Annotated in this window: 23 protein-coding genes, 1 tRNA gene and 1 riboswitch; of the genes, 15 read left to right on the forward strand and 9 right to left on the reverse strand. The window is 59.9% G+C overall.

Translation table 11 applies throughout. The features are described from left to right. Nucleotides 1-89: 89 nt before the first annotated feature. Nucleotides 90-983: a sterol desaturase family protein gene (locus tag EOI86_RS07680; protein WP_205032099.1), complete on the reverse strand. Its 894-nt coding sequence runs from the start codon at nt 981-983 to the stop codon at nt 90-92. A gap of 238 nt (nt 984-1,221) precedes the next feature. On the opposite strand from EOI86_RS07680, the gene EOI86_RS07685 reads away from it, so the two are divergent. Next, nucleotides 1,222-1,869 carry an ABC transporter substrate-binding protein gene (locus EOI86_RS07685; RefSeq protein ID WP_127764497.1) on the forward strand — a complete coding sequence of 216 codons (648 nt, stop codon included), beginning with the start codon at nt 1,222-1,224 and terminating at the stop codon, nt 1,867-1,869. A gap of 38 nt (nt 1,870-1,907) precedes the next feature. Here the strand turns inward: EOI86_RS07685 and EOI86_RS07690 are convergent, their stop codons facing one another. Further along, entirely contained in the window at nt 1,908-2,489 is a 582-nt protein-coding gene (locus tag EOI86_RS07690) for a TMEM165/GDT1 family protein (RefSeq protein ID WP_127764498.1), read from the reverse strand. Between the two features lie 25 nt (nt 2,490-2,514). Further along, nucleotides 2,515-2,716, reverse strand: a riboswitch (yybP-ykoY riboswitch). 207 nt (nt 2,717-2,923) lie between these two features. On the opposite strand from EOI86_RS07690, the gene EOI86_RS07695 reads away from it, so the two are divergent. The 9 genes from EOI86_RS07695 (at nt 2,924) to EOI86_RS07735 (ending at nt 10,027) form a co-directional block, all read left to right on the forward strand. Continuing rightward, nucleotides 2,924-4,201: an MFS transporter gene (locus tag EOI86_RS07695; RefSeq protein WP_161973740.1), complete on the forward strand. Its 1,278-nt coding sequence runs from the start codon at nt 2,924-2,926 to the stop codon at nt 4,199-4,201. A 195-nt stretch (nt 4,202-4,396) separates the two neighbouring features. After that, the gene (hisG, locus tag EOI86_RS07700) at nt 4,397-5,041 is read left to right on the forward strand and encodes an ATP phosphoribosyltransferase (protein WP_240035625.1); all 645 of its coding nucleotides are present in this window, start codon (nt 4,397-4,399) and stop codon (nt 5,039-5,041) included. Next, the gene (gene hisD / locus EOI86_RS07705) at nt 5,031-6,329 is read left to right on the forward strand and encodes a histidinol dehydrogenase (protein WP_127764501.1); all 1,299 of its coding nucleotides are present in this window, start codon (nt 5,031-5,033) and stop codon (nt 6,327-6,329) included. The genes hisG and hisD overlap by 11 nt, the downstream gene beginning before the upstream one ends. 147 nt (nt 6,330-6,476) lie before the next feature. Beyond that, nucleotides 6,477-6,968, forward strand: coding sequence for a UPF0262 family protein (locus tag EOI86_RS07710; RefSeq protein ID WP_127764502.1), 492 nt, complete (start codon nt 6,477-6,479; stop codon nt 6,966-6,968). A 28-nt stretch (nt 6,969-6,996) separates the two neighbouring features. Next, complete coding sequence (locus EOI86_RS07715; protein WP_127765173.1) at nt 6,997-7,428, forward strand: arsenate-mycothiol transferase ArsC; 432 nt, start codon at nt 6,997-6,999, stop codon at nt 7,426-7,428. Nucleotides 7,429-7,447: 19 nt separating this feature from the next. Further along, the gene (locus EOI86_RS07720) at nt 7,448-8,062 is read left to right on the forward strand and encodes a Maf family protein (RefSeq protein ID WP_193555771.1); all 615 of its coding nucleotides are present in this window, start codon (nt 7,448-7,450) and stop codon (nt 8,060-8,062) included. A 78-nt stretch (nt 8,063-8,140) separates the two neighbouring features. After that, nucleotides 8,141-9,565, forward strand: a complete 1,425-nt coding sequence (locus EOI86_RS07725; RefSeq protein WP_161973741.1) for a ribonuclease E/G — start codon at nt 8,141-8,143, stop codon at nt 9,563-9,565. Next, nucleotides 9,565-9,789 carry a DNA gyrase inhibitor YacG gene (locus EOI86_RS07730; protein WP_338033039.1) on the forward strand — a complete coding sequence of 75 codons (225 nt, stop codon included), beginning with the start codon at nt 9,565-9,567 and terminating at the stop codon, nt 9,787-9,789. Before EOI86_RS07725 ends, EOI86_RS07730 begins: the two co-directional genes overlap by 1 nt. Nucleotides 9,790-9,951: 162 nt before the next feature. Continuing rightward, nucleotides 9,952-10,027, forward strand: a tRNA-Phe gene (locus EOI86_RS07735). A gap of 84 nt (nt 10,028-10,111) precedes the next feature. On the opposite strand, the gene EOI86_RS07740 is transcribed toward EOI86_RS07735, so the two are convergent. The 5 genes from EOI86_RS07740 to recQ form a co-directional block, all read right to left on the reverse strand. After that, nucleotides 10,112-11,434 (reverse strand): hypothetical protein, encoded by a 1,323-nt coding sequence (locus EOI86_RS07740; RefSeq protein ID WP_127764504.1) that lies wholly within the window; start codon nt 11,432-11,434, stop codon nt 10,112-10,114. Nucleotides 11,435-11,486: 52 nt separating this feature from the next. Beyond that, nucleotides 11,487-11,885 (reverse strand): hypothetical protein, encoded by a 399-nt coding sequence (locus tag EOI86_RS07745; RefSeq protein ID WP_127764505.1) that lies wholly within the window; start codon nt 11,883-11,885, stop codon nt 11,487-11,489. Between the two features lie 224 nt (nt 11,886-12,109). Further along, entirely contained in the window at nt 12,110-13,498 is a 1,389-nt protein-coding gene (locus tag EOI86_RS07750) for a caspase family protein (protein ID WP_127764506.1), read from the reverse strand. Between the two features lie 142 nt (nt 13,499-13,640). Then, the gene (locus EOI86_RS07755) at nt 13,641-14,159 is read right to left on the reverse strand and encodes a PAS domain-containing protein (protein ID WP_161973742.1); all 519 of its coding nucleotides are present in this window, start codon (nt 14,157-14,159) and stop codon (nt 13,641-13,643) included. Nucleotides 14,160-14,337: 178 nt separating this feature from the next. Then, nucleotides 14,338-16,197, reverse strand: a complete 1,860-nt coding sequence (gene recQ / locus EOI86_RS07760) for a DNA helicase RecQ (protein WP_127764508.1) — start codon at nt 16,195-16,197, stop codon at nt 14,338-14,340. Between the two features lie 212 nt (nt 16,198-16,409). Here recQ and boxC point away from each other — a divergent pair, with 212 nt between their 5' ends. Together boxC and boxB are read left to right on the forward strand one after the other, a co-directional pair. Further along, on the forward strand, nt 16,410-18,149 hold the full coding sequence (gene boxC, locus EOI86_RS07765) for a 2,3-epoxybenzoyl-CoA dihydrolase (RefSeq protein ID WP_127764509.1): 1,740 nt from the start codon (nt 16,410-16,412) through the stop codon (nt 18,147-18,149). A gap of 55 nt (nt 18,150-18,204) precedes the next feature. Beyond that, nucleotides 18,205-19,626 carry a benzoyl-CoA 2,3-epoxidase subunit BoxB gene (gene boxB, locus EOI86_RS07770; protein ID WP_127764510.1) on the forward strand — a complete coding sequence of 474 codons (1,422 nt, stop codon included), beginning with the start codon at nt 18,205-18,207 and terminating at the stop codon, nt 19,624-19,626. Between the two features lie 84 nt (nt 19,627-19,710). On the opposite strand, the gene EOI86_RS07775 is transcribed toward boxB, so the two are convergent. Further along, nucleotides 19,711-20,451 carry a DUF6882 domain-containing protein gene (locus EOI86_RS07775; RefSeq protein WP_127764511.1) on the reverse strand — a complete coding sequence of 247 codons (741 nt, stop codon included), beginning with the start codon at nt 20,449-20,451 and terminating at the stop codon, nt 19,711-19,713. A 388-nt stretch (nt 20,452-20,839) separates the two neighbouring features. Between EOI86_RS07775 and ribA the strand changes: the two genes are divergently transcribed. Both ribA and EOI86_RS07785 read left to right on the forward strand, forming a co-directional pair. Continuing rightward, nucleotides 20,840-22,051, forward strand: coding sequence for a GTP cyclohydrolase II (ribA, locus tag EOI86_RS07780; RefSeq protein WP_161973743.1), 1,212 nt, complete (start codon nt 20,840-20,842; stop codon nt 22,049-22,051). Between the two features lie 50 nt (nt 22,052-22,101). Next, the gene (locus tag EOI86_RS07785; protein WP_127764513.1) at nt 22,102-22,692 is read left to right on the forward strand and encodes a YceI family protein; all 591 of its coding nucleotides are present in this window, start codon (nt 22,102-22,104) and stop codon (nt 22,690-22,692) included. Nucleotides 22,693-22,749: 57 nt separating this feature from the next. On the opposite strand, the gene EOI86_RS07790 is transcribed toward EOI86_RS07785, so the two are convergent. Further along, the gene (locus EOI86_RS07790) at nt 22,750-23,517 is read right to left on the reverse strand and encodes an IclR family transcriptional regulator (RefSeq protein ID WP_127764514.1); all 768 of its coding nucleotides are present in this window, start codon (nt 23,515-23,517) and stop codon (nt 22,750-22,752) included. 114 nt (nt 23,518-23,631) lie between these two features. Here EOI86_RS07790 and EOI86_RS07795 point away from each other — a divergent pair, with 114 nt between their 5' ends. After that, nucleotides 23,632-24,336 carry an SDR family NAD(P)-dependent oxidoreductase gene (locus EOI86_RS07795; RefSeq protein WP_127764515.1) on the forward strand — a complete coding sequence of 235 codons (705 nt, stop codon included), beginning with the start codon at nt 23,632-23,634 and terminating at the stop codon, nt 24,334-24,336.

Here is a 24,336-nt window from a genome sequence, read left to right on the forward strand (position 1 = left end):
CCACGCGCGGTGACGAATGCCGGAAAGTCACTTGGTCCGAGGGGGAAGAAGCACATCCATCGCCGTCTATCCGACCCAAAATCGGCCCATCATTCGGCCGGAATGGAGTCGGGTGCCGATGCTTTTTGTTTCTTGAACGGATGGATGACCTGCTGAATGAAGCTCGGCGGCATGTATTCCTTGATGCCGATATCCGCTGGCGGCCGGTATTTGCCGCGGAAATAGGTGCCGAACAACTGGTCGAAGATCATCAGGTTCTCACCGTAGTTCTTGTTGCCTTCGTCCAGGTTCTTGGAGTGGTGCCAGCGATGCAGTTCGGGTGTGTTGAAAATCAGGCTCAGGAAACCGAACCGCATTTCCACATTGCAATGGGTCAGGATGCCGATGAAGGCGGTGATCGCGCTGACCCATTTGAAGATATCGACCGGCGCGCCGACAAGGAACAGCAGCGGCTGACTCAGGATGATGCTGGCGCCTGTGTCGAAGAAGTGGAAGCGGCCGGTATTGATAATGGTCAGGCGCGGCGCGCTGTGGTGAATGGCGTGGAATTTCCAAAGCCATCCCCATTCGTGACCCAGCCTGTGCGCGCAATACAGGCCCGCTTCGGCGATCACGAGTCCCAGAACCACTTGCGCGGCCATTGGCCAGTCGGACGGCCAGATCGGGCTCGATTCCGACACGAAAGCTTCCGCAGCGCCGAAAACGGTGCCGACGATTACCAATACCTGAACGATCCCCTTATTGAAGAAGGTGTGCAGCAAATCGGCCGGAATCTGTCCGTCATTCGGCAGCCAGGTTTTTTCGAACGGGCGGGCGCGTTCCAGGAAAAACAGGGAAACGGCCAATGTCAGGTAGAGCAGGTTGAACCAGATGAACGGGCTTTCCTGCTGCATCGCCCAATAGTTCGCGGCGATGCAGGCCGACAGGATGACTGGCCACAGCAAATAGGATACGGCGGTGGAGGTAGCCGTTCGGACGCTCATTCGGGGGGTCCCCACAGTTCTTCAGGTTCTGATCAAGTAATGCTTATGGCCTGTATAGGTGATTTTCCGCAAGGGGGTAAGGGTGCGTCCAATTCTTCTTGCGCCGCCGACTGTTCGACCGGCAATTGGCGGCGAATTGATATGAAATACTGGCGCTATCCTTGCGAAACCGTGTAGTCCTTCCATTAGCGTTTGGTTCGCGTCATTTCGCGGGTTACCGCAAGCCTGGGAGGGTTCAGTGCTTATATCGGGACAGGTACGGTTCTTGGCCGTTGCCATTTTGGCGGTCATGCTGGTCACGGCTGGTTCGGTTGCACGTGCGAATGATCGCGCTGGCGCCACGGAAGTGGTCGAGCATTTCCAGAACGGTTTGCTGTATACGCTGCTTCATCAGCGCGAAATGGACTATGACACCCGCATCCAGGCCCTTGAAGCGCTGATAGCGGAGACTTTCGATGTCGAGCGCGTGGCGCGCAAGGTCATCGGTGGTGAGCGGTTCCACGAATTATCCGTTTCCGAACAGCGGCGCTATCAGACCCTTTTCACGCGCTATGTGGTCGCGACCCAGTCCCGTAGGCTTGGATCGTTGGAGGGCAAGGACTTCGTCCCGCTCGGCCGGCGATACGGACCCAACGGCACCGTCGTCGTCGATGTATCCTTTCGCGAACAGGGGCGGGAGATTACCACCGTCGCTTATATCCTGCTGCCGACCGGCAAGGGCTGGCGGATTGTGGATGTCATCATTGATGGTGGCGTCAGCGAATTGACTTTGCGGCGGTCGGAATTCTCCTCCGTCGTGCGCGCGAAGGGTGTCGATGGGTTGATGGCTGCCCTGGATGAGAAAATTGGCGAATTGGCGCGCGCGGGGGGCCGTCGGACCTATTGACCGACCCCTTGATCCACCTTTGTTTCAGCCTGGGGCCATCATTCGGGGCCGAACAAGGCGCCGACATCCGTCAGTGCCAGTATACCCATCACGGCGAATATGACCGCCGCGATCGCATGGGCGGCTTTCATGGGAATCTTGGTGGCTGCGGCTTTTCCGATTAGGACGACGGGGACGTTCGCCAGCATCATGCCCATGGTTGTGCCTGCGGTGACGGCGATGAGGGCATCGAACCGGGCCGCGAGCGCAATTGTAGCGATTTGCGTCTTGTCGCCCATCTCTGCCAGAAAGAACACGACCAGGGTCGCCAGGAACGGCCCATAACGGCGCGGTGTTTTCGTCTCGTCGTCATCGACCTTGTCAGGGATCATCACCCAGACCGCCATGGCCAGGAAGGACAGTCCGAGCGCCCTGCGTAAAATGTCGGGCCCCAGAACGTCTGCCACCAGCACTCCCAGCGAGGCGGCTAGCGCATGGTTCGCGATGGTCGCGATCAGGATGCCCAGAATGATGGGCAACGGCGCGCGGTACCGCGCCGCGAGCACCAGTGCTAGCAATTGCGTCTTGTCGCCGATTTCGGCCACTGCGACGACACCGGTCGATATAAGGAAAGATTCCATGAAAAACCCTGGGAAACAGACACTCGAGGCAGGCGGACAAACCAATGGCCGGACCGCCCGCCCAGCCCCTTTGAGACAGCAGCCGCAGCCAAAGGTCTCGCCAAGCGCTCTATCGGTAAACCGACGGGCTGAATACGCCACGGGTTCGGGACCATGGTCCAATACCCGAGTCTGTTGACGCATCCCCTTCTCAAAACGGAAGGCGGCTACTCCCCAATGACACGGGGAATTTAGGCAGCGGCGGTGTGACAAGCAACCGTCATTCGCGTTCCGTAAATTACGCTCAGTACAATCCTTTACCGTCACAACTTCCTTGACCACCGTGCCGCTTGGCGCGCGGTTTTGCGCGGGGTATAGCGCGACGGTAGAACAATAGTCGGTTGCATGACGCGAAAACCGCCATGGTTGGAAACCGACGGGCTGGGGAAACGACGATGTCAGTGAAGAACGGTGCTTCAACCGATAGTTCGGCGGGCGGCAGCACGGGTAGCCTGCGTGCCGTCCTGGCCTTTTCGCTGGGATGTACTTTCTTCGCCTATGCTTTCGTCCAACGCGTCGCCCCCAGTGTCATGGTGGACGAGTTGATGCGGGACTTCGCCGTCGGTGGCGCGCTGCTGGGCAACCTGTCGGCTTTTTACTTCTATGCCTATGCGGGCATTCAAATTCCCGTCGGGATCATGATGGACCGCTTCGGGCCGCGTAGGTTGCTGACTTTCACCCTGCTTCTTTGCGTCGTCGGCAGCACGCTCTTTGCTTTCAGTGACACACTCGCCTCCGCCTCGATCGCCCGTGCGATTATCGGGGGCAGCGTCGCCTTCGGATTTGTCGGCACGATGACCATTGCCGCGCAACAGTTCTCCCCGAAACGCTTCGCCCTTTGCGTCGGGATATTGCAGGGCATCGGCATGGTCGGCGCGGTTTTGGGACAGGCACCCTATCGCGTGTTGCTCGACGTCACCGGTTGGCGTGAGGCTCTGCTTTGGACCGGTGGCGCGGCGGCGGTTCTCGCTCTTGCGATCTGGATCACGGTTCGGGACGGTGAACGCCATACCGGCGGCGGGGCGCGGCTGCTGGACGGAATCCGCTTTGCACTTCGAAATCGGGAGACTTGGCTGAACGCGGTGGTGGGGTTGTCCTTGACGGCGCCGATGCTCGCTTTCGCCGGTTTGTGGGCGGTGCCGTATCTGACCACGATCTACCAAATCCCCACGCGGGAGGCCGGTGCCCTAGCCTCCATGCTGTTCATCGGTTGGGGAGTCGCGTCGCCGTTCGTCGGCGGCTTATCGGACAAGATTGGGCGGCGAAAGCCGCTGGTCATCGCAGGGGTTTTGATGTCCATGTCCGGATTGGCACTTGTCGGCCTGGTTCCCGGACTGCCCGTCCCCTTGCTTTACGTGATCTTTTTCCTGACCGGTGTGGGGGGCTGCACGATGATCCTGGCCTTCGCGCTGTGTCGGGAGACGACCCCCCTTTGGGCGCGCGGCGCGGCGCTGGGCGTGGTCAACGGTGCCGTCACGGGAAGTGGCGCTTTGTTTCAACCGATGCTGGGCTGGATCCTCGACAGCCATTGGCAAGGCGTGGAAGTGGCCGGCGCGCGGATCTATACGGCGGATGGGTACCAAGCTGCGATCCTGGCCCTTGTCGCGACCAACGCGGTCGGCCTCGTGGCGGCGCTCTGCCTCCGGGAAACACGCGGTCAGCAATTGGCCTGACGGATTGGCCTGACGGTTTGGCCTGGTGAATAAAGGCGGCAGGGCTGGAATCCTGCGGCGCAGTGTGCCAAAACCCCGCAGCGTTTACCGCCGATAGATTATACCCAACAAGACCGGAACAGCCGCGTGGCCACATCGTCAACAGAACCGTCCTCACAATCCGCGCCGGGCGCCGCGGGACAATCAAATGAACCGATTGTCCTGGCCGTGCCGAAAGGGCGGATTTTGAAGGAGTTGCGTCCCTTGCTGAGCAAGGCCGGGATCGAGCCGGAACCGGCCTTCGACGACCCGTCCGCGCGTCAGCTCACCTTCGGGACGAACATCCCGCATTTCAGCATCATCCGCGTGCGCAGTTTCGACGTAGCGACCTTCGTCGCTTTCGGCGCCGCCCATCTGGGCGTTGCCGGTAACGACGTATTGATGGAATTCGACTATTCCGAACTGTATGCCCCGGTGGACCTGAATATCGGCCATTGCCGTCTTTCTGTCGCGGAGCCGGAAGAGATGATCGGCAGTGACGATCCCAGCCGGTGGAGTCATATCCGTATCGCGACCAAATACCCGGGCGTGACGCGAAAGCATTTTTCGGCCCGTGGCGTGCAGGCGGAATGCATCAAGCTGAATGGGGCTATGGAATTGGCGCCGGGCATGGGATTGTGCCGCCGCATCGTCGATTTGGTATCGACCGGCAAGACGTTGAAGGACAACGGTCTGGTGGAAATTGAGAAGATCGCCGATGTGACCAGCCGCCTAATCGTGAATCGCGCCGCGTTGAAGACCCGCCCGACGGAAATGACGCCCTGGATCGACCGCTTCCGGGAGGTCGCCAATGCCGCGTAAATTGGACGCCGGCGCGCCGGGGTTCGAAAAGGACTTCGACACTTTCCTTAATTCCAAGCGCGAGATGGAAGAAGACGTCGATCAGGCGGTCGCCGCCATCTTGAAAGATGTGCGGGAACGAGGCGACGAGGCTGTCGTCGAATATACCAACCGGTTCGACCGCGTATCCTTCACGACCGACGATATTCTGCTGCCGAAGGCGCGGATCGCCGAGGAAGCCGCGAAATGCGACCCGGCGACCGTGGCGGCGCTGCAAGTGGCCGCAAAGCGGATCGCGTCCTATCACGAACGGATGCTGCCGGAGTCTTTCGAATATACCGATGAGATTGGGGTTCGCCTCGGGTCGCGCTGGTCGGCGGTCGGTGCGGCGGGCCTCTACGTGCCCGGCGGTACGGCGGCCTATCCTAGTTCCGTTTTGATGAACGCGCTGCCGGCCAAGGTTGCTGGCGTGAAGCGGTTGGTCATGGTCGTGCCGACGCCGGATGGGGTGATCAATCCGCTGGTCATGGCGGCGGCGCAATTGGTCGGGGTAGACGAAGTTTACCGGATCGGTGGGGCGCAGGCCGTGGGCGCATTGGCCTATGGCACGCAAAGCATCACGCAGGTGGACAAGATCGTCGGCCCCGGCAACGCCTTTGTCGCGGCCGCGAAACGCCGGGTTTTCGGCACGGTCGGGATCGATATGATCGCCGGCCCCTCGGAAATTCTGGTCGTGGCGGATGCTGAAAACGACCCGGACTGGATCGCGGTGGACCTGTTGTCCCAGGCCGAACACGATACCAGCGCGCAGTCGATCCTGATCACCGATGACGCGGGTTTCGCCGACGCGGTGGAAGCCGCGGTTATCCGTCGGCTCGAGACATTGCCGCGCAAGGATATCGCCGCGGCCAGTTGGGCGCAGCACGGCGCTGTCATCCTGGTGCCAAGTCTGGACCACGCGGTGCCCCTGGTCGACAGGGTGGCGCCGGAACATTTGGAACTGGCGGTCGCGGACCCGGATACCCTGGCGGGCAAGATTTCCAATGCCGGGGCGATCTTCTTGGGCCGGTATACGCCGGAAGCGATCGGCGATTACATCGCCGGCCCCAACCACGTCCTGCCGACATCGCGGAGCGCTCGATTCTCCAGCGGCCTGGGCGTGTTGGATTTCATGAAACGGACCTCTCTGGTCGCCTGCGACGCCGCCAGCCTCGCGGAAATCGGCGGTTCGGCGGTCGCTTTGGCGGAAGCCGAGGGGCTGCAGGCGCATGCGCGGTCTATCGACATTCGTTTGAATCGCGCTTCCTGATAATCCTGTATAGGTTAGATGGGACAGAAGCCGGGCCGCGGCGGGGCGGGCCGGACGTTGGACTTGCGAGTTTCAGGCGGCGCCGGACGGGCGCATGCGTGCCGGGCTTGCGACTGAACAGGGCTTGCGACTGAACAGGGGAACGCCATGACGGAGTTCGCGGAAACCGACCGTATTCTTGATCTGAAGCTGGACGAAAAGAACGTCATTCGCCGAAGCCGGGATATCGAGCATGAGCGTTCTGTCGCGATGTACGATCTTTTGGATCGAAACCGCTTCAAGCTGGTGGAGGGTCGAACTGGCCCCTATGTCGTCCATTTAGGTCTGGATGAAGACGGAAAACGCCTCGTCTTCACCATCAATGACGAAAAGGATGAGGAATTGCTGGAGCAGGGCAACCTGCACCTGACTCCCTTTCGGCGTATTATTCGCGACTATTTCCAAATCTGCGAAAGCTATTACGACGCGATCAAGAAGCTGTCGCCCAGTCAGATCGAAACGATCGATATGGCGCGCCGTGGGCTGCATAACGAGGGATCAGATGTCCTTCGGGAGAGGTTGGAGCCCAAAATGGTAATGGACAAGGCGACGGCGCGGCGGTTGTTCACGCTGGTCTGCGTCCTGCACATTCGCGGCTGAGTCCACGGAAGGGCCGACGCGGATGATGGTGGGGGATGAGATTCCGGATGCGGTATTGTTCTGCTGTACGCAGAACGCCGTCCGCTCACCCATGGCCGAAGGTATTCTGAAATCCTTGATGGGGACGAAAATCTATGTCGACTCCGTCGGCGCGCGTGAAGGCGAACCCGACGGGTTCATCACCGAAGTAATGGCGGAAATCGGCATCGACGTTTCCAAGCATCGGCCGAAAAGCTTCGACATGCTGGAAGACAATTATTTCGATTTGATCATCGCCTTGTCGCCGGAAGCGCAGCACCATGCGGTGGAACTGACGCGTACGATGGCGTGCGACGTCGAATTCTGGAATACCTTCGATCCGACGATCGTGGAAGGCAATCGGGAAGTCCGGCTGGATGCGTACAGGCAGGTACGCGATCAATTAATGATGCGCATCAAGAAGCGCTTCGGGGTGGAGTAACGCGGTGCAAGGCGAAAAAGTGACTGAAATTAAACCGCGTTTTGTTCTCGGCTCGGCCAGTCCGCGCCGATTGGACTTGCTGGCGCGATTGGGCCTGACGCCCGATGCGGTCGACCCGGCGGAAATCGACGAGACCCCGGAAAAGGATGAACTGCCCGCGGCCTATGCGGCGCGCATGGCGGCGGAAAAGGCGCGTACGGTGGCGGCCCGTCATCCCGATGCCGTTGTGCTGGCGGCGGATACGGTCGTGGCCGTCGGGCGGCGCATTCTGCCCAAGGCGGAAGACCCGGTCACCGCGCGGGCCTGTCTGAAACTGCTGTCGGGTCGCCGTCACCGCGTCTTTGGCGGGGTGATGATCATCCGGCCCGTGGGCGCAATGGGCGCGATGGGCACGGGCGAACCCGCAGAACACGACCGTTTGGTGCAGACCACGGTCAGTTTCAAAAGGTTGGAGGCGCAGGAGGTCGACAGCTATATCGAGTCGGACGAATGGCGCGGCAAGGCGGGCGGTTATGCCATCCAGGGTCGGGCCGAGGGGCTGGTCCGGTTCGTCAGCGGATCCTACAGCAATATCGTGGGTCTGCCCTTGTTCGAAGTCCGGCAGATTCTGCGTCCTCTCGGTCTAATCGAATGACCCGCGGGCTAATTGATTGACCTGCGGGGCTGGGGTTGTATGTCTCCGTCCCCGAACCTCGAACCGACCGGAAACCGAATGAAACTCGACACCTTGATAGAAGTCTCGCCCGCCGAAACGCGGGTCGCCCTTGTCGACGAGGAGGGTGTTCTGCATCGCCTGGACGTCCACCGTGCCGGGCGGCCGCCGCTGCAGGGGGCTATCCTGCGGGGCAGGGTGTCGCGTGTCGAGAAAAGCATGAAGGCGGCCTTCCTGGACCTGGGCGCGTTGGGCGAGGCGCTATTGCCTCGAGCGCATGACGGTCGCGGGCGTCCGCTGACCGAAGGTCAATGGATGGTGGTGCAGGTATCCCGCGACGCGCAAGGCGGGAAGGGCCCCGCCGTTACCGCTCGGCCCGTTCTGCAGGACCGCTATCTCTCCTTCATGCCCTTCGGCCTTCCCAACGATATGCGGGTCGATTTCGACCGGGGGTTGGGCAAGGGCCGTGATCTTGCGCGGGTCAAACGCATGGCCGAAGCCTTCGATCCGGGCGAAAGCGGGGGCTGGCTTTTCCGTCCCGCCGCCGCCGCGTTGACGCAGGATAGGGACATGTCGGTCCTGACGCGTTGCCGGGATGCGCTGCTGGCGCGCTGGCAGGCAGCCCAATCGGCGAATGACGGGACCGCGCCGAAACTGCTTGAAGAAGCGCCGTCTTATTGGGAGGCGTTGGTCCGCGACGCCCCGCCGACCGGGCGGATCGCAACCGACGACCGCCTTCTGCATGCCAAGATCAAAGCGCTGGCGGAAGAACGTTATCCCGATCTGTTGGACGGGTTGGTTTTCCACAATGACCGGGAAACCCTGTTCGACGCCACCGCAGTGGAAGACCAGATAGAGGAAGCGACGACCCGGAGGGTACCCTTGACCGGCGGCGGGGAACTGGTGATCGACGAGACGGAAGCAATGGTCGTCATCGACGTCAATCTGGCCGATGGGGCGTTGGCTCTTCAAGGCGGGGATGCGGCGGTACGCCTGAATGTGCGCGCGGCGGAAGCGGCCGGACGCCAGATCGTTCTGCGGAACCTGGCCGGCCTGATCGTCATCGATTTCGTGAAGATGAAACAGCGCAGCGACGGCAAGCGCGTGATAGAGGCCCTGCGGCGGGGCTTGAAGGGATCCGGCGGTCCCGGCGGCGGGATGGCCGACGTTCTGGGCATGACGGCAGCTGGGCTGGTCGAAGTGACGCGCCAGCGGTCCGGCCCTAGTCTGACCGAGCAATTGCTCGGCCCCGTTCCGGGCGACAGACCGTTGAGCATCGATAGTCAGGCCTGTGCCTTGCTGCGCCGGGCGATCCGTCAGACCGGCGGCGGGCGGCCTACGGTTTATGGGCCGAAACCCTTGCTGGACGCGATTAGAACCCGGTTCAAGGAGGCGCTGGCCGAAACGGAAACGCGCCTGGGACAACCGCTCGATCTGGTCGAACGGGAAGGGCGCGCGGCGGAAATAGTGATGGAGAAGCGCTGATGGCGGGAAAGGACACCGGGAAAGGCAAGAACCGGCCGATGAATGAAGCGGATTTGGTTGATGAACGGCCGTGCGCGGTCTGCAATCGCCCCGCGAAACCGGAATACCGGCCTTTCTGTTCCAAGCGTTGCGCGGATGTGGACCTTAACCGGTGGCTCAGTGAACAATACCGCATTCCGACCGAGGAACCGCCGGATGGAGAAGAACCGCCGCCTGATGCGTGAGGCCGCGCGGGCGGTTCGCCACGGCTGACCCGGGTTCCGGATGAGATGCGCCGCCGCAGGAAAAAAATCTTTCACATTTATGCATTAGGGCTCTGGACACTCCCCCCCGATTTCATTATTCAACCATCTCCTTCGGGCCGCTGGTTCCCAGCGGCGCAATGGGCCCAGATAGCTCAGTTGGTAGAGCATGCGACTGAAAATCGCAGTGTCGGTGGTTCGAATCCTCCTCTGGGCACCATTCTCCCTCTCTTCTAAATCCAGGTTGAACCGCTGCACCTGTCGCGGCCGGTCGTTTTTGTGCTTGTGCCCGTCTCTTAGCCGGTCAATAGAGATAGCCGACGGCGCAACTGCCGATGCCCGCTGTCGGTATTGCATAGGTTGCCTTGTGGGAGCTGCCGGGCTTGACCTTCAAGGTGACTTTTGCGCCTTCGGAATGGGCATGGAGCACGGCGATGCCGTCATCCCGCAGCCGGTCGTGTTGTACAAACTGCATGGTCATGCCGTCTGACATACGGACTAGTTGCGCATGCCAGGTTTCGCTGACCAACTGCAGGGTCATTCGGTAGCCGACGGTGGCCCCGCAATCATGCCGATACAGGTTTCCCCAGCCAGTGGCATCGGTCCCCGCCAGGACCGCGGTGTAACGGTTGCTGTTCGCCGCCGATGTGCCGCTGGTCGAGGCATCCCGCGGTCTTGGTTTCTTCGCCTGTATTGCCGCCAGTTGCTGGCCCAGAGTCGGCGTCGTCGATGGTTTGGCGGGTTCTTGGGCGGACGGGGTCGCTGCGGCGCGCCCCGGCGCGGCCTTCAGTTCGTTAAGCCGTGCCTGCGCATCATCGGCGTAGTCGCTGTCTGGAAAGCGGTCCAGGTATTCCGCAATGACGGTTTCGTCCGTGGATGCCCTGATCGCGTTCCATACAATGCCTTCCAGGCTGGTGTCCGCCGCGGTGGCGTCGTTTTGGTTTGCTTGAGGCTGGCTGGGAGAAAACGTTCCTTGGGCAATGGCGGGTCCCGGACCGCCACGGTCCGTCCGCTCGAAGACTTGGCGCAAGGTGAGGCCCGGCGATGTGATGGCTTGGACGAATTCGGAAGACATTGTGGCCTCTTGTGCCGCATCTCGCGACCGGCAATCGGCGATCAATACATTCGGCGACTCCGGAATTGGAGCCGTGAACTTGGTTTCAACGCCGTCTTCCCCCTCGTTTTTGCATAGATCCAGAACGAGCCCGATATTGCTGCTATTCAAACCGGAGAGCGCGCTTAGCAAATCACGGATTGCGTATCCATCGGCAGCGATATTACCGTCTTCCTCCAAGACTGCTTTGGAGGGGAGAAGATAACTCTCTCCATCGGAAGAAGCGCCGGGAAGTCTGGCGTAAACGATGCCGACGGTGTCCGGTCCGGATCTGCCTAATTTGCGGGCGAACACGTCCACAGACCAGGCTATGCCATCGCGATTGGCGACACCGGGATCGATGACCGAATAACCCGCCCCTCGGAGCGCTGTCCGGAGGGGGGCGCTGTCTTCATCTGGTTCGCTTTCCAGCACCAGGGCCAGCCGTCCCTGCGCATGAGCCGATTGGACAGTGCACAGAAGTGCTGCCGCGAAAGCCAATTGAAAAAACAGACGCAAAAATCGATAGATCATTTGAGGCCCTGACCCTTTTCCCCATGTGGCGACCAAGAAAGTATTTTGCCGACTATTCCAACTGGCCTAAAGCGCAGACCCCAATGTTCGGGATGTTTAGTGAGACACGACCGTTCCTCTTTGGCGACACTTGCAGAACGAATTTGTTTCGTGTGCCGCCTTCAAGTCCGTATCTGCCATACATGACGGCCTGGCCGGCTCCCATCCCGGTTTCCGGTTGTTTGAACGTTACCGTATCGTTGGTGTTCAGGTTTAGGAGTTCGGCTGACCAGGAGCCGTTCCGTTCCTCGATCGTCTTGTATCCGGCCGCCTCCAAGGCGTTCTTGATTAGCGCTGTCCCCTCGACGAAGGCGGCGTCGGGCACCCTGCTGTACTTTCCGTCACCAAGGATCAGGGCGATCTTGCCGTTTGCCTGTGCGATGGCCGGCGTCATAAGCAGGAGCGCTGACACAAGGGTGAACCATGCAAATCGTCTTTGCAGAATGTAATACATGCCGGCTCGACCCCTTCCAGACGCTTGAATCGGATAACGGCCAAGCGTTGCCCAGGGCAAATATCTAGCAATCCGTGTGCGTTCGGGAAAGGCCGTCGTGACGCTATCTGTTGGGCGTTAGCAGACTTGATGCGGTCCTAGCAGCCGTGTTCTGCGCTGGAGAAAGAGGATTGTTCCCGGGTTCAACTCGCATAGCCGAAGGCACAGTTTCCGATACCGGAGATCGGAATGGATAGGGTGATTTTTCCCTTTTTGACGGGATTGACGCGCAAAAACATTTTTCTCGCTGCGAATGAATCGTAGGTCAGAAAACCGTGCAGCATCACCGTGCCATCCGCGTTCGATTCTTCGCGTTGCTTGAAATCGAATACGATTTTTCCATCGGAATGAAACAGCTGTGCCACCCACTGGCCCTCCTGGCCTTTCAGGTTCATTCGGTAGGTGATGTCGGCACCACATATCGGAAGGTAGTAACCGGCAAAGCCCGGTGCATCCGTGCCGGTCAAAATTGCAGTGAGCTTGCTGGCTGTTTGCCGGTCATCTCTACTCTTCCCCGCGAGAGGACTCGCGCTCGATTGACGGTGTTCAAACTTTCCCGCACGTAACCGCGCTTCTTCGACATGTTTCCCGTCGGGGAATTGGGCCATGTATTCCCTGAAGACGCCGGGGTTCTCGCTATTCATAATTCCGCGCCAAAGTATGTCGTCAAGGGTCTCAGAACCGGCATTGGCGGTATTGTTGGCAGAAGGGGGGCTGGGCGCGACTTCCGCCTCGGCCAAAATCCCGGCCAGCATCGGGTCTCGGGCCGCTGTTCCCGGCAGAGCGAAGGGTTTGTCCTTTCCAAGGGCTGACTTTGTCCACGGCAGATCGCCATCCGGCGCGTTTTTCATGACCGACCAACGCGTCACGGCGAACAGTTCCGCGAGTGTCACGCCGGACATGGCCATCGCGTCGGCAAGGCCTCTGGAATAGGCCGCCGCATCCGCTGCTGGGGCTGCGGTGGTTCCAGGCGGCGCGCAGAATGACACAAGGGTGCCGGCGGGCGGGGACATGTCCGCGAAACTGTTTACAGCGCCGTCACCGTAGAATGGGTTTCCGCTGCAGGCATCCAGCGCGACGGCGTTTGCACCGTTTGTAGCGCTGGACAACGTTTTGAGAATGCGTGACAGGGGGTACCCCTGTGCGACCACGTCTTCCACGCTATCTATCCGAACGTTGGCGGGGATGAGGTAGTTCTCGCCAAAAGCCACAATGCTGTATCCGGCGAAGTAGACGAAACCGACGCTTTCCGTGCCGCCTTTCTTCAGTTGGCGAACCAACAGGTCCAACGCCCATTGTATCCCGTCTTTATTGATAATGCTGGCTTCGATCGTCTTGTAGCCGGCCGCCGCCAGGGCGTCCTTGACCAGCGCGGTCCCTTCGACTGAAGCATCGTTGAGTGCTGTTCTGGTTTGTCCGTCACCAACGACCAGAGCGACCCGGGAGCCGGCCTGCACGCTGACAGGTATGACGAGCAAAAGAACCGATACGACGCTAAACCAAATCAATTGTCGTTGGAGACTGTATTGCATACCGATTGCCCCTATCCCGAACGCTTGAAACGGACGTGTGGTCAAGCGTTACCCCATTTCAATTTCTAGCAATCGAAATGCAGGGGGAAAAGGGTGCCGTGCGGGAAAGGCCCGGAGACCGGATATGAGGGTGAGGGGATGTTCATTTGGCCAGGACCCAATCCGCAGCCCCGAAAATGATGGTGGGATTCCCGTTCTTGTCCGCCAGGGGCATCAAAACGCCGACCGCTTCGCGGAGAATCTTCTTCTTGCTCATGTACCGGATTTCGAAAGATACGGGCTGGCGACGTTCCAGAACGCTCTGCATCGCGTCCATCAATCCTTCAGCGGCCGGATGATCCGCGATGAGTTCGGAAAGTGAGACATTGGTAAGATCCGCGCCGAATTCCTGGACGTGCCGGCCACCAAAAAGACGCCATCTGAAATCTTGTCCGTCATCGAGTGCATCCAGCATGACGAGATAGCCGACCAGGGCACCCCCGAACGCGAAAGGGTCGAGTTGTTGGCGCGACGGTGGTTTCTCAGCGGAATTCCGCCACCAGTCCAAGACAGGCCGGATCTTCGTGAAGCGGGGATCGTTTTCGGCCGCACCATCCTCCAAAATCAGACAGCGCTCCGAAAAGTCGGGCATCTTCCGCAGCTCTAGGATGGATAATCGCACGCCTGTCTTCCTAACGTATTCTTCTCGGTCCGTTTCGATCAGCGCTTGGCCGTTCGCGACAGTCACTAGCATTGTAGTTTAGTGAGAAAAAATAATGTCGGGTTGAGGTCAATCAATTTGGTCAAACTGGGTGCGCTCGACTGAGTCACTCGGCTCCCTGCGGACTAGCGGCGCGGGGTCATACCGACCGTGCGATCTCTTCCAGGAAGGTGTCGGCGAATTCGTCCAGCTTGGCTTGGCCGACACCGAAGACCTTAGAAAACTCGGCTTTGGTGCGCGGGCGGGTATGGGCCATATCGATCAGGCTTTTATCCGAGAAAATGACATAGGCCGGCGCGTTGCGTTCCTTGGCCAGTGTCAGGCGCAGGTCCTTCAACCGGGCGAGTAGGGCGCGCCCATCGGTATCCAGAATGCCGTCCAGGGTCTCCGCGCGTTTAGCGCGTGCCTTTGCGGTTTTGGTCGTGTGGGCGACACGGTCGGGGCGGTAGCGGAAACCGACCTCTCCCTGCATCAAGGCGTTTGCCTTCGGCCCGGCGCGTAATCCGCCATAGCCCTGGATATCGATCTCCAGCAATCCGTTCGCCACCATCTGGCGGATCAAGCCTTGCCATTCAGCGGTCGACCGGGCCGCGCCGGCGCCGAATTGCGGCAAGCGGTCATGCCCCATGCTTTCGATCTTTTCCGACGTCGTGCCGCGTAGGATCGCAACGATATGAACGGCTCCGTAGCGATTGCCGGTGCCTTGCACCGCGCCCAGGACCTGCTGTGCTGGTTCGATGCCATCCATGGTGTCGACCGGGTTCAGGCAGGTATCGCAATTGCCGCAGGGTTCCGATGGCTCGCCGAAATACCGCAACAGAACCTGGCGACGGCAATCGGGCGCTTCGCAATAAACCAGAAGGGAATCCATGCGTTTGTGTTCGCGCCGCTTGCGCTCGGGGCCGGCGTCTTCCTGTTCGATGAAGGTTCGGCGCAGGCGGATATCCTCAAGCCCGTACAGCATCATCGCCTCAGCCGGGGCGCCGTCACGGCCTGCGCGGCCGATTTCCTGATAGTAGGCCTCGAAACTGGCGGGCAGATCCGTATGCAGGACATAGCGGATATCCGGTTTGTCGATTCCCATGCCGAAGGCGACGGTCGCGGCCATGACGACGCCTTCCTCGGTCATGAAGCGGTTTTGAAGGTCTTCCTTTTCGCTCGCTTCCATCCCGGCATGAAAGGCATAGGCGTTGTGACCTTCGCCGCGTAACAGGGCGGCAACTTCCTCCGTCTTGCGGCGGGACAGGCAATAGACGATGCCGCATTTGCCCCGGCGCGCGTCCACATAGTCGACAACCTGCTTCTTCCAGGTGGACTTGAGTGAAACCGACAGCGACAGATTCGGGCGGTCGAACCCCGTCATCACCTGGGTCACGTCGTTGGAGAAAAGCTTGTCGCAGATGTCCTGACTGGTGGAGGGATCGGCGGTCGCGGTAAGGGCTGCGATCGGCACGCCGGGGAAGTGGCGCGGCAGATCGCAGAGCATATTGTATTCCGGCCGAAAGGCGGGGCCCCATTGGGAAATGCAATGGGCTTCGTCGATGGCGATGAGGGAGATCGGCAACCGGGCGAGGGCGGCCAGCATGCGGTCCGTCATCAACCGTTCCGGGGACATATACAGCAGCTTCAACTCGCCGCGCTGTGCTTTGCGCCATATGGCGACATTATCGTCACGCGTGCGGTCTGAATGGATCGCGTCAGCGGCGACACCGTTTAGCTTCAGCGCGTCCACCTGGTTCCGCATCAACGCGACGAGAGGGGAGACGACGATGGTAAGCCCATCCATAACCAGGGCGGGAATCTGGAAACACAGTGACTTGCCCGCGCCGGTCGGCATGACCGCCAGGACATTGTCGCCGGCCAACAAGGCTTCGATCGCCCGTTCCTGTCCCGGACGCAGGCCGGAAAAGCCGAAGACGCCATGCAGAACAGCATCCACGCCGGATGCCGCGTCGATGCTGGGTGTTTGGGCTTCGGGGGAAAATGCGCTGCCGTCCATGCCCTTCTGGGTCTGTGATTCAGGGGGCTAAGGCAACGCCCATTCCAACTTGTTTTTGCCTTGAACGAATCCAAACATGCATTATAATGCAGGAAGACCGAGAGGCGTGGTCCACTAAAAAATGCATTATGATGCACATCCAGGTTTCCGCCTCATTGCAGAAGCCGGGATAAAAAGGGCGGCGAAGCCCCAACAAAATTGGAAGAGGCGACATGAACGTAGCGGAACGCACGGCCGCGGCTGCTGGCCAGGCTACCCAGACCCCGGCAACCCAAAACCCGGCGACCCAGGCCACGACGTACGACAATATCGTCACCTACGATCGGGACCCCGATACTTACCGTCATTGGTCGATGGACATCGACGGCGATGTGGCGACCCTTACCCTCAAGGTCGACGAGGACGGTGGGCTGCGTCCGGGTTACAAGCTGAAACTCAATTCCTACGACCTCGGTGTCGATATGGAACTGCACGACGCGGTGCAGCGGATCCGGTTCGAGCATCCGACGGTGAAGGTCGTGGTATTGACCAGCGGCCTGGACCGGATGTTCTGCGCCGGTGCCAATATTTACATGCTGGGCACATCCAGCCACGGCTGGAAGGTGAACTTCTGCAAATTCACCAACGAGACCCGGAATGGGTTGGAGGATTCCAGCCAGAGCGAAGGGCTGAAATTCCTAGCTGCTTGTAACGGCGTGACCGCCGGCGGTGGCTACGAAGTGGCGCTGGCCTGTGACGAAATCCTGCTGGTCGATGACCGCTCCAGTGCCGTTAGCTTGCCGGAAGTGCCGTTGCTGGGTGTTCTGCCGGGAACGGGTGGACTGACCCGGATCACCGATAAGCGCAAGGTGCGCCGCGATCTGGCGGATGTGTTCTGCACATCCGAAGAAGGCGTGCGCGGCAAAAAAGCCAAGGATTGGGGCTTGGTCGACGATATTGCCACCAGCCGGAACTGGGACGAGAAAGTCGCCGAACGTGTCGCGGGCTTGCGGGCTCAAAGCACCCGCCCGGACGACGCTCAGGGCGTTTCCCTGCCGCCGGTCGCCCGTGAAATGAGCGACACGGGTTACCGCTACACCCATGTCGAGGTCGAAATCGACGAACAGACCCGCGTCGCGACCATCACCGTGAAGGCGCCGGAGGGGGAAATCGCGTCCAGCCCGGAAGCGATCATGGCGGAAGGCGCGGCTTGGTACCCCCTGGCCATGGCGCGGGAATTGGACGACGCCATCCTGATGCTGCGGACGAATAACGAGGAAGCGGGTGTCTGGTTGCTGAAGACCAGCGGCGAGGCGGCCAATGTCCTGGCGATGGACGCGGTCCTGGCGGAATGCGAAGACAACTGGTTCGTCAAGGAAACCACCGCAATGCTGCGGCGGACGCTGTCGCGGCTGGACGTTTCCTCCCGTTCGATGTTCGCAGTGGTCGACGAAGGGTCCTGCTTCGTGGGGACCTTCATGGAATTGGCCCTCGCGGCGGACCGGATCTACATGCTGGACCTGCCCGACGATCCGGACGCGGCGCCCACCATCGCGTTGTCGCCGATGAATTTCGGGGCCTACTACACCATCGTCGGCAACAGCCGGCTCTCCGGCCGGTTTTATGATGACGAAGCGGTGCTTGAGGACCTGAAGACGATTGTCGGCGAAGCGCTTGCCGCCCAGGAAGCCGAGGAACGCGGCCTGGTGACCTTCATCCCCGACGATATCGATTGGGAAGACGAAATCCGCATCGCGGTCGAGGAACGGGCCAGCCTGTCCCCCGATGCGTTGACGGGCATGGAAGCCAATCTGCGCTTCGGCGGTAAGGAAACCATGCTGACACGGATCTTCGGCCGGCTTTCCGCCTGGCAGAACTGGATCTTCATCCGGCCGAACGCAGTGGGCGAGAAGGGCGCGCTCAAGCTGTTCGGCACGGGCACCAAGGCCGATTTCGACCGGCGGCGGGTCTGATACGGACCCGGCCGGTACGACTCACAACAACAAAGCAATCGAGGAAGTCTACGCCATGAACATCAATTATCAGGAAAAGATCCCGAACAACGTGGACCTGGCGCATGACCGCCGGCTCCAGCGTGCCTTGGAACATTGGCAGCCGCACTTCATCGATTGGTGGAAGGATCTTGGGCCCGAAGGGTTCATGAATTCCGACGTCTATCTGCGCACCGCGGTCAGCGTGGACGCGAAGGGCTGGGCCCAGTTCGGCAAGGTGAAGATGCCCGACTATCGTTGGGGCATTTTCCTGGCCGACCGTGATCCGAACCGGAAGATCGGTTTCGGCGATAAAATGGGCGAAGCCGCTTGGCAGGAAGTCCCGGGCGAATTCCGCGCGCCGCTGCGGAACCTGATCGTCACCCAGGGCGATACGGAACCGGCCTCGGTCGAACAGCAGCGCATGCTGGGCCAGACCTGCCCGTCGCTCTACGATCTGCGCAACCTGTTCCAGGTCAATGTGGAAGAGGGTCGTCACCTTTGGGCCATGGTCTATCTGCTTCACGCTTATTTCGGCCGCGACGGCCGCGAGGAAGCGGAAGAACTGCTGCACCGTCATTCCGGCGATCCGGACAATCCTCGTATCCTGGGCACCTTCAACGAGCCTATCGACGATTGGCTGAGCTTCTTTATGTTCACCTATTTCACCGACCGTGACGGCAAGTTCCAGCTTAAGAGCTTGGCGGAAAGTGCCTTCGATCCGCTGGCGCGGACGTGTCAGTTCATGCTGACCGAAGAAGCGCATCACATGTTCGTCGGAGAAACCGGCATCGGCCGTATCGTGAAGCGGACGCTGGACCTGATGAAGCAGACCGGCACCGACGATCCGGAAACCATCCGCAAGGCGGGCGGAATCGATCTGCCGCTGCTGCAGCGCTACATCAATTTCTGGTTCTCAAGCTGCCTCGACCTGTTCGGCTCGGAAAGCTCGTCCAATGCCGCGACCTATTTTGCGAACGGCCTGAAGGGACGCGCTGACGAAATGAAATACGAGGACCATGTCTGCATCGACACGGCCTACGATTTGGAAGTGCCGGACGGCATGGGCACACGGATCGACGAGATTCCGACACGCAACGCCATGAACGAGATCGTTCGGTCCGCCTATGTCGAGGATTGCAAAATCGGTTTGATCCGCTGGAACCGCCTGATCAAGAAGGCCGGCTACGATGTGGAACTGACCCTGCCGTCGACGCATTTCCGCCGGAATATCGGTCCCTGGTCCACCGTGAAGACAACGCCGGAAGGCAAGATCATCTCGGAAGAGGAATTCAACGCGAAGGTGGCGTCCTGGCTGCCGACCGAAGGCGACCGTGCCTATGTGAAGTCGCTGATGGTGCAGGTGACCGAACCGGGCAAGATGGCCGGTTGGATCGCGCCGCCGGACCGCGGCATCAACAGCCAAGCGGTCGATTACGAATACGTCAGCATCCACTGATCCTCCAATCAGGCTGATGCATTTACGCCGCCGCGTTCCTCAATCGGGACGCGGCGGTTTGGTTTTTCGGTCCCGGTAAACACGTTAACTAACCGTGTGCACGTCTTTCAGGGACATGAAGGTAAAACCGGTCTTTCCAGGGGCCCGATAGGCGCCTTTAGCCTTTATCAGCTTCACGGCGACGGCTGACATCTCCCAGCCATCCACCTCGTCGGCCGGCCACATGGGAACCGTCAGTTTGGCGAAACGGTGCGCCTCTCCAAAATCCCTTACCGCGAACAGGTCCTCGAACGTTCCGGGGATCAAGCTGGTATTCGCCCATGACCAAAGCCATGTGTCAGATGTGGTTGAAATGGATCCTATGAATTGGGCCGCCGCCCGCACCACGACCGTCCCCGCATTGGAAAACAGTATCGTGCCGTGTCTCTGGTCGTAATCCCAGCGATCGCTATGACCGATCTTGTATTCTGTCTCCAGGCGTTGCTGCTTGTCTTCAAGCTCGGAAAACGCGTCTGACAGAAAGGGTTCCCATGCCGCTTGCCTCAATTCCATCAGATAGGCAGCGCTTTTCCCGTGACCGTCCTCGTAGCAGAGATGGCATATCTTCTTGGCGTTCAAGTTTCCCCCTGCTTTTTCGTTCGACGCACCTTGTTCGGTAAAGCCGGTGTGGCAACTTGCGCACTTGGCGTCCGGCCATGGATTTTCCGCAGAGGGATAGTCGCAGAACCATTCCTGGTTCGGGTCGTCCGCAAGATGGGGGCAGATAAAGGCTGTATAGGCCTCACCATGAATAGGGCAGTCCAGGGTCTCATTCGGTTTCGACATCGCCTATCTCATAGTTGTGTTGTTATTATTTGATGCTTCCAAAGATAGATAAAAGCACAGAGTCGCACCGTCCTGGGCCTAACTACTTGGACCTAAGTAATTGCCAATCCGGGAAGCGCTTCCTACATGTAATTCCATCGGGTGGGGTGTATCTCACCATACCGTGATCCTGTATGGCACCCGCTGCGTAATACTATGCAAGTATAGCGAAGACTGACTTTCGCGGGTATCTTGACCAATCAAGCCCTTAACACGCCGTTGAAGAGGGTAAAACTGTCGTCAACGGGGTTTGCCAGCCCTAGGTAAATGCGATAAGCAGCGGTCCTTCGCGGTATGGGGGCTGCCGCTAGGATATTGTTTTCGAAAACGAATGGTGCGCCCAGACCCAATGACACAGCCTCCGAAACTCATCAACGGGGACCGAACCGCCGCCGCAGTAGACCGGGCGCGCAGCGAACTGCGCCATGGACGCGCCGTCTTACTTCGCGATGGCGACCGGGCTTTGCTCATCGGTGGGTTGGAAGCCCTGGAAGAGACGGTCTGCAGTGCTATCAAAGCACAGGCCTGTGGCCGTTTCGTGCTGCTGCTGAACTGGCGTCGGGCGGAAGTCCTGGGGGCGACCGCAAAGGACGGCGCGCTGGTATCGCTGACACTCCAGGCACCCGATGACAGTCTGGCGAACGCCCAGGAACTGGCTTATGGCGCCAGAGCCAAGGAATTGACCCTTCCGGCATTGGAAATCATCGACGGCGACGGACTGACGGATGCCGCCATGGTTCTGGCGCGTCTTGCGCAATTGGCGCCCGCCTTGATGATCGCGGAAGTCAGCGGCACGACGACTGCCGATCTTGAAGCCAGCCTGTCGACAGGCGACGTGTTGACCGTCGACGCGGGCGATGTACTGCGTGCCGACGGACAGGCCCCGCGCATCAAACGCGTCAGTGCGGCGCGCGTGCCCCTGGTCGAGGGGACAGAAACACAATTCATCGCCTTCCGTGGCCCGATGCCGTCCGACGAACAGGTCGCGGTCGTCATTGGCAATCCGGATATGTCCAAACCAGTCCCCATGCGGGTTCATTCCTCCTGTCTGACAGGCGATGTCTTCGGCAGCCTGCGCTGTGACTGCGGCGAACAGTTGGAAGCCACCATCCGGAAACTCACGGCCATGGGCGGCGGGATCGTTCTGTATCTGGCGCAGGAAGGCCGGGGCATCGGCCTCACCAACAAGCTGCGCGCTTATGGACTGCAGGATTCCGGTGTCGATACTTACGACGCCAACGCCCATTTGGGGTTTGAACCCGATGAACGCCGGTTCGATATCGCTGGCGCGATGCTGGCCGATTTGGGGGTTAAATCCGTCCGCTTGTTGACCAACAATCCGCGCAAGGTCGATTCCCTGCGCGCCGAAGGGATCGACGTCGTCGACCGCGTCCCGCTGACCGGTGGTTTGACGCGATTCAACGCCCAGTATCTCCGCACGAAAGTGGAGAAGGGCGGTCACTTCGGCGAAGCCGCCTATTCACGCGGTTTGGATGAGCAGGGCGAGACGAATGATGACGCTAAGATCGCGCCTTTTCCCGTGGGCAAGGTCGGTTTCTAGCGAACGGTCACGACCCCGACGTCCCCTCCACAACAACCCAGGAGAGTGTGATGCGTAAGTTTCTTGCGACGATGGCGGTTCTCGCGATCCCGGCCATGGGTGTATCAAGCGCCGCCCATGCGGAACCCCATGAATACGAGCTGGACCCGGCCCATACCTCAATTGGATTCCTGGTCGGCCATGTGGGCTATGACAAGGTGCTGGGCATGTTCCTGGAATCCAGCGGCTCCTTCACCTACGATGAGGAGACGCAGACGCTTTCCGACGTGAAGATCACCATCGAGTCCGAGAGCGTCTTCACCAATCATGAAAAGCGCGACCAACACCTGCGTAGCCCCGATTTCCTGAATGCGCGCGAATTTCCGGAAATGACCTTCACCGTGACCAAGGCGGAGAAGATTTCCGACACGGCGGGCAAGGTCTATGGCGAGTTGGAACTGATCGGCCTGAAAAAGCCGATTGTTTTGGACGTCACGCTCAACAAAGCCGCCGAATATCCGTTCAACGATAGCTACGCCATCGGCATCTCTGCGCGCGGCAGTTTCAAGCGCAGTGAATACGGCATGATGTATGGCGTCGATAACGGCTGGGTTGGGGATGACGTCGAACTGATCATCGAGTTCGAGGCGGTCCGCCAGTAAAGAGGTTGAACGCTTCTAGGACGACAGGCCAACGGTAGGGCCTGTGGCCGTCATCGTCTAGCCTCGACCGATGTATCCAAGGCGCTTGGATATCCCCGTCACCGCCTCCTTTAGCGGGGGCGTGTAACGTCGGGCGTCTTCCAGACGAAACAACGGGACTGAAACGCTGACGCTGGCCACCGGATTGTCGGTACTGTCGCAGATCGCGGCCCCGAAACAGACAATCCCGATTTCGTTTTCCTGGTCGTCCCGCACAAAACCCTGATCCGCGGCGTGCCGTACGATCGCGCGAAGGTCCTCGCGGTCCGTCGTGGTGAACTCGGTCAGCGCGGGCATCTCTATTCGATCGATCAATGCGTCCGCTTGCTGCGCCGGCATTGCGCTTAGAAACGCTTTGCCGACAGAGGTGGAGTGGAAGTTGATCCGTGTCCCGATCGTCGATGTCATCCGCACCGCCTCCCGGCTTTCCATTTTGTCGATATAAACCAGTTCGTCGCCACTGCGGATCGCCAGATGTACGGTTTCGCCGGTCTCATTCCTTAAGCGCGTCAAATAGGGTTCGGCTTCCCTGCGAACGTCGTTCTGCGCCAGGGCCGTACGTGCCAAGCTGATGACGCGTCCCCCAATGCGATAGCGGTTTTCAGCAGTGGCTTCGATCAGTCCCTCCGCTTCCAGGGACGCGATGATTCTGTACAGGGTAGGGCGGGTCAGGCCGCATTGTTTCACCAGGGTGGCCCGGCTCACGGCCTCTGCCGCGTCCGCGATTGTTTGCAGCACGCCAATGCTGCGCGCAAAGCTCTGGGCTCCCTGAACCGATGTCGACATCGACCCGTTACTCCCTCAGTGGCGGCAATTGACAGGTTGTGCATGGCTGTATAGCGTTCATAAAATGGACATTAGTCCATATTATGGACAAATTCAAGAAGAGAAAGTGCCCTGATGGTTTCCACATCTTCTCCAACCGTTTTGGTCACAGGGGCGACAAGCGGTATTGGCCAGGCAATAGCCCGCGGTTTTGCAGCGGCCGGACACAGGGTTTTCGCCGTTGGCGTCGGCACGATACCGGAAGCCGAGGAAAACCTGACCTATGGGATGCTGGACGTGCAGGACAGCGACGCGGTGAACGCGCTGGTGGCGCCGCTTGGCGCGCTTACGGTCGTCATCAACGGAGCAGGAATCATCCGGCGCGAAGCCGAACACGATCCGGCGGTTTTCCAGCAGGTCATCGACATCAATTTGAACGGTACGATGCGGGTTTGCGCCGCCGCCCGCCCGGCCCTGGCCGCAAACAAAGGGTCGATCATCAATATCGCTTCGATGCTCAGCTATTTCGGCGGCGGGCTCGTGCCCGGATACGCGGCGTCGAAGGGCGGCATCGCCCAGTTGACGAAATCACTGGCCATTGCCTATGCGCCGGATGGAATTCGGGTCAATGCCTTGGCGCCGGGGTGGATTGCGACGCCCTTGACCGAAGGTTTGCGCAACGATCCCGCACGCTCGAACGCCATCCTCGGACGCACGCCCATGGCCCGTTGGGGAACGCCAGAGGATTTGGTCGGCCCGGCGCGTTTCCTTGCCAGTCCTGAAGCCGGATTCGTTACCGGAAGCATTCTGAATGTCGATGGCGGTTACGCCGCAATGTGA

Source organism: Hwanghaeella grinnelliae (genome assembly GCF_004005845.1).
GTDB classification, from domain to species: domain Bacteria; phylum Pseudomonadota; class Alphaproteobacteria; order UBA8366; family Aestuariispiraceae; genus Hwanghaeella; species Hwanghaeella grinnelliae.